Origin of the sequence: Streptomyces sp. OfavH-34-F (assembly GCF_022347745.1) — a bacterium.
GTDB lineage: Bacteria > Actinomycetota > Actinomycetes > Streptomycetales > Streptomycetaceae > Streptomyces.
In genome coordinates this window covers 1-4,511 of sequence record NZ_JAKRGC010000418.1, presented here as the reverse complement: position 1 = coordinate 4,511, position 4,511 = coordinate 1, and the positions used below count along the sequence as shown (strand labels likewise).

Sequence of the window (4,511 nt, the reverse complement as noted above, 5' to 3'; positions counted from 1 at the left end):
GGGGTCGCCCCCGTCGGCCGCCCAGCGGGCGATCCGTACGGCGTCGGCGAGGGCCGTCCTGGCCTGGCGGGCCAGTTCCGCCCGGGGTGGGGTGCCCTCGGGCGGGCGCGGCGCGGGCCTGGTGCGCCGGGCGGTCACTGCCTTGCGAGCGGTGGTGAGGGGTCGCGGGCGGACAAGTCGCAGCCTGGAGTCGCGCGGGGTACGGGACGTCACGGGGAGCAGTCTTGCCCCTGACGGCCCGAAAGCCCAAACGGAACGCGGTTCACCGGTCTTCGCAGGCCCGTGCGCCGACCGGTACCAAAGGGCCGAACCGGCCCATCGGTTTCACATCAGGGGCGTGAGGAAGCGGCGCAGGGTCTCCTCGTAGCGGGCCGGGTCGGCGTTCCACATCGAGGCGTGCGGCGCGTGGTCCACGGGGTGCAGGGTGACGACGTCGGGGCGGCCCGCGGCGAGCCGGCGGGAGTGCGTCCAGGGGGCCAGGGTGTCGTCGGGGCCGTGGAAGACCAGCGTCGGGACGTGCAGGCTGAGCGGGAGCGAGGTGTCGAGGAGTCCGGTGCCGCTGAGCCCGGTCTGGCCCTGGGCGGCGCGCACGGCCAGCGGCAGCAGGGCGGTGGGCACGCCCCGGGCGGCGGCGAGGCCGCGCAGGGTGTCGGTCCAGTCGAGGACCGGGGAGTCGAGGACGAGGCCGGCGATGCGGTCGCGGTGGGCGGAGCCGGCGCAGGCGTGCAGGGCCATGGTCGCGCCGGTGGACCAGCCGTGGAGGACGACCTGCTCGGCGCCGTTGCGGATGGCGAAGCGGATGGCGGCGTCCAGATCGCGCCACTCGGACTCGCCGAGGTGGCCGAGCCCGTCCGGGGAGCGGGGGGCGCCGGCATCGCCGCGGTAGGCCAGGTCCAGGACGGGGAGCTGCTGTTCGTGCAGGAAGCCCGTGACGTTCAGGGGGTGCTCGCGGGTGGTGCCGATGCCGTGGGTGGTGATGACCCAGGTGGCGCGGGGGGCGGGAACGAGCCAGGCGGGCAGGGAGCCGAGTTCGCCGGGGATCTCCACCTCGCGGAAGGGCAGGCCGAGCGCGCTGCCCGGGTCGCCGCTGTGCACCTGGGGCGTCAGGCGGACCTTGTCGCCGGGGCTCAGAATGCCGTGGCCGACGCGCTCCAGCCGGCGCACGACGGTGTCGGCGGCCTGGTGGGCGCGGTCGAGCACGGGGCCGACGACGGCGTGGACGCCCTTGCCCGCGAGCCCGTAGGTGCCGGGGCGCAGCGAGGTGAGGGAGCGGGTCAGGGTGACCTGCCCGGCGGCCGTGGCGTGGACGGTGAGTTCGCGGTCGGCGGGGAGCGGGCGTCCGGGCGGCGTCTTCAGCGCGACGTCGCCGGCGATCCGGCCGGCCGCGACGGCTGCCGCGCCGGCGCCGATGAGTGTGGTGACGGCCGCTGCCGTCGCTGTAACCGGGCGCACACCCCCAGTGTCGGGGTCGGGGCGGTCCGATGCCAGTGGGCAGGGCCGTACGGCGGCGGGTCGCACCCGTTTCCGTGCCGCCTCAGCGCTGGCCGTAGTCCTCGAGGGCCCGGGTCACGGCGTCGAGCTGGTCCGGGGTGAGCAGGGCGGGGGTGCGGCCGGGCACGGAGGAGGCGGCGAGCCAGACCCGGCAGAGCCATTCGAGCTGGGCGGTGCGGTCGTAGGCCTGGTCGAGGGTGGTGCCGTGGGTGACGGTGCCGTGGTTGGCGAGCAGGCAGCCGGTGCGATCGCGGAGGGCGGCGAGCATGTTCGCGGCGAGTTCGGGGGTGCCGTAGCGGGCGTAGGGGGCGACCCGGACGGTGCCGCCGAGCAGGGCGGCGGCGTAGTGGATCGGGGGGACCTCGGTGACGAGGGCGGAGACGGCGGTGGCATGCACCGCGTGGGTGTGCACGACGGCGCGTGCGTCGGTGTTCCGGTAGATGGCGAGGTGAAGGGGAAGTTCGCTGGTGGGGGTCAGTTTTCCGAGGATCTGGTTGCCTTCCGGATCGACGCCGGTGAGGTCCTCGGGGCGGAGCCGGTCGTAGGGCACTCCGCTGGGGGTGACGAGCACGGTGTCACCGACCCGCAGGGAGACGTTTCCGGAGGTGCCGACGACGAGTCCCTCGGCCGCCGTCCGGCGGGCGGTCGCGACGACGGCCTCCCAGCCGCGGGCGATCTCGCCGTTCCGTCCACCGCTCATTTCGAAGATCCTTTCCGGGCCCCGCCCGGCCGCCGCGGCCGGGGTCACCACAGCGCCCTGCTCAGTTCATCTTCCGTTCACTCAAGTTGCCTACGTTCCACGTGCCAATGACGTCGAACGATTGCCTGGGTAAATGGAACACATCACGCTGCTGCTCGCGATAGTGATCGTGACAGCTCTAGTGTTCGATTTCACGAACGGTTTCCACGACACCGCCAACGCGATGGCCACGACCATCTCGACCGGCGCCCTCAAACCCAAGACGGCGGTCGCGATGTCCGCCGTTCTCAATCTGGTCGGCGCGTTCCTGTCGGTGGAGGTCGCCAAGACGATCTCCGGCGGGATCGTCAATGAGGACGGCCTCAGAACCGAGGTCATCTTCGCGGCGCTCGTCGGCGCCATCCTGTGGAATCTTCTGACCTGGCTGGTCGGGCTCCCGTCCAGCTCCTCCCACGCACTGTTCGGCGGCCTCATCGGCGCCGCGGTGATGTCCGCCGGCTGGTCGTCGGTCAACGGCGGCACCGTCGTCACCAAGGTGCTGCTGCCCGCCGTCGCCGCCCCGCTCGTGGCCGGTGTCGCCGCGCTCCTGGCCACCCGGCTCACGTACCGGATCGGCGGGAAGATCCGGAACGACGCCCAGGAGAAGGCCACCGCCAAGGGCTACCGGGCCGGCCAGATCGCCTCGGCCGGGCTCGTCTCGCTCGCCCACGGCACCAACGACGCGCAGAAGACGATGGGCATCATCACGCTGGCCCTGGTCACCGGCGGCGTCCTGTCCCCCGGCTCCAACCCGCCGGTCTGGGTCATCGTCAGCGCCGGCCTGGCCATCGCGCTCGGCACCTACCTGGGCGGCTGGCGCATCATCCGCACCATGGGCAGCGGCCTGACCGACCTGAGGCCCCCGCAGGGCTTCGCCGCCCAGACCAGCGCGGCCACCGTCATCCTGGCCTCCTCGCACCTCGGCTTCTCCCTCTCCACCACCCAGTCCTGCTCCGGGGCCGTGATGGGCGCGGGCCTCGGCCGGTCCGGCGGCGTGGTCCGCTGGTCCACCGCCACCCGGATGTTCGTCGCCTGGGGCCTGACCCTGCCGGCGGCGGGCCTGGTCGGCGCGGGCGCCGAGTTCCTCACCAAGCAGGGCACCTGGGGTGTCGTGGTCGTCGCGGCGCTGCTGGTCGGCGGCTCGGCGGCGATCTGGCTGATCTCGCGCCGCAAGCCGGTCGGCCACGGCGACGTCGCGCCCGCCGCGCAGGACACGCTCCCGGCCGAGCCGGCCGGCGTGGTCACCCAGGCCATCGCGGCCGTCAGCCCGCCGCCCACCGTGGCCCAGGCGGCCCACGACCTCTCCGCCACCATCCCGGCGCCCACCCCGCCCGTCACGGCCGATCCGGCCCGACCCGCCACGGTCTGAGCGACCCGGCACTCCGGTAAAGGACACCCCGTATGAACATCGACTGGGCAGCCCTGGGCACCGTCTTCGGCGTCTCCCTCGTCACCACCGTCGCCCTGGTGGGCCTCTTCACCCTGGGCATCGTCGGCCTCTCCAAGCAGCCCGACCCGGCCGCGCAGGGCGGTCCGGCGGGCACTCCGGTCCTGCTGGCCCGCGCCGGGGCGTACGTCTGCTTCGGGCTGTGCGCGGCGGCGGTCGCGTACGGCATCTACCTGATCGTCGCCTGACGCCCCGCTCCTCCCCTGCCCTCGGGCCGGACGCGCCACGTGCGCGTCCGGCCCGATGTGCGTCCTGCCACACCGCGCCACCGCAGGTCAACGGCGAGTTGACGGGCATTCGCGGCGCGTGGTGGACTGCCGGAGCCATTACGGCGACAGCAGAGGAAGCCGGTGCGAATCCGGCGCGGTCCCGCCACTGTCACCGGGGAGCGGTCCCCCACCGCGCGTCACGGCCCGCACGAACGGGCTGGAAGACCGGGGGAACCGCCGATCCGGGAGCCAGGAGACTCTCGTCGCCGTCACGTCGAACCAGGGCGCGGACCCTGAGTGAGGACATATCGCCATGCCCGGCTGCCGTGCGACCGCCACCCCGCCGCCCCCGTCGGCGGCCTTCTGTACGAGGTCCCGCCGAGGCACGACGGCCGGCTGACCGGTGCGTGCCGATCGCGTCTTCGCGTACGGCGCCACGGCCGGGATGATCGGCGACCTGCTGCTCGGTGACCCCCGCAGGGGGCACCCGGTGGCCGCCTTCGGGCGGGCCGCAGCGGCCGTCGAACACCGGCTCTGGCGCGACCACCGCGGCTGGGGCGCCCTGCACACCCTGGTCTGCGCCGGCGGCGCCGCCGGAGGTGCAACGCTGGCCGCCCGCGCGCTG

At 74.0% G+C, this 4,511-nt stretch carries 5 protein-coding genes, 1 pseudogene and 1 riboswitch; of the genes and pseudogenes, 3 read left to right on the top strand and 3 right to left on the bottom strand.

The features are described 5' to 3' along the window. From MHW47_RS32410 to MHW47_RS32400, 3 genes and pseudogenes are all read right to left on the bottom strand, one after another. Positions 1-213, bottom strand: a pseudogene (locus MHW47_RS32410) (hypothetical protein); the annotation flags it as partial. Between the two features lie 111 nt (positions 214-324). Beyond that, positions 325-1,452, bottom strand: a complete 1,128-nt coding sequence (locus MHW47_RS32405; protein WP_239227426.1) for an alpha/beta hydrolase — start codon at positions 1,450-1,452, stop codon at positions 325-327. An 82-nt stretch (positions 1,453-1,534) separates the two neighbouring features. Continuing rightward, complete coding sequence (locus tag MHW47_RS32400) at positions 1,535-2,191, bottom strand: class II aldolase/adducin family protein (protein ID WP_239227425.1); 657 nt, start codon at positions 2,189-2,191, stop codon at positions 1,535-1,537. A 133-nt stretch (positions 2,192-2,324) separates the two neighbouring features. Between MHW47_RS32400 and MHW47_RS32395 the strand changes: the two genes are divergently transcribed. The 3 genes from MHW47_RS32395 to MHW47_RS32385 all read left to right on the top strand — a co-directional run. Next, entirely contained in the window at positions 2,325-3,599 is a 1,275-nt protein-coding gene (locus MHW47_RS32395; protein ID WP_239227424.1) for an inorganic phosphate transporter, read from the top strand. 32 nt (positions 3,600-3,631) lie between these two features. Beyond that, entirely contained in the window at positions 3,632-3,865 is a 234-nt protein-coding gene (locus MHW47_RS32390) for a hypothetical protein (protein WP_239227423.1), read from the top strand. 151 nt (positions 3,866-4,016) lie between these two features. After that, positions 4,017-4,146: riboswitch (cobalamin riboswitch) on the top strand. 143 nt (positions 4,147-4,289) lie between these two features. Beyond that, a partial coding sequence (locus MHW47_RS32385) for a cobalamin biosynthesis protein (RefSeq protein ID WP_374230187.1) occupies positions 4,290-4,511 on the top strand: 222 nt, incomplete at its 3' end.

Excerpts from the sequence above, each read along its gene's own strand:
- MHW47_RS32400 (WP_239227425.1), bottom strand. The coding sequence starts at position 2,191 with ATGAGCGGTGGACGGAACGGCGAGATCGCCCGCGGCTGGGAGGCCGTC.
- MHW47_RS32395 (WP_239227424.1), top strand. The coding sequence starts at position 2,325 with ATGGAACACATCACGCTGCTGCTCGCGATAGTGATCGTGACAGCTCTA.
- MHW47_RS32390 (WP_239227423.1), top strand. The coding sequence starts at position 3,632 with ATGAACATCGACTGGGCAGCCCTGGGCACCGTCTTCGGCGTCTCCCTC.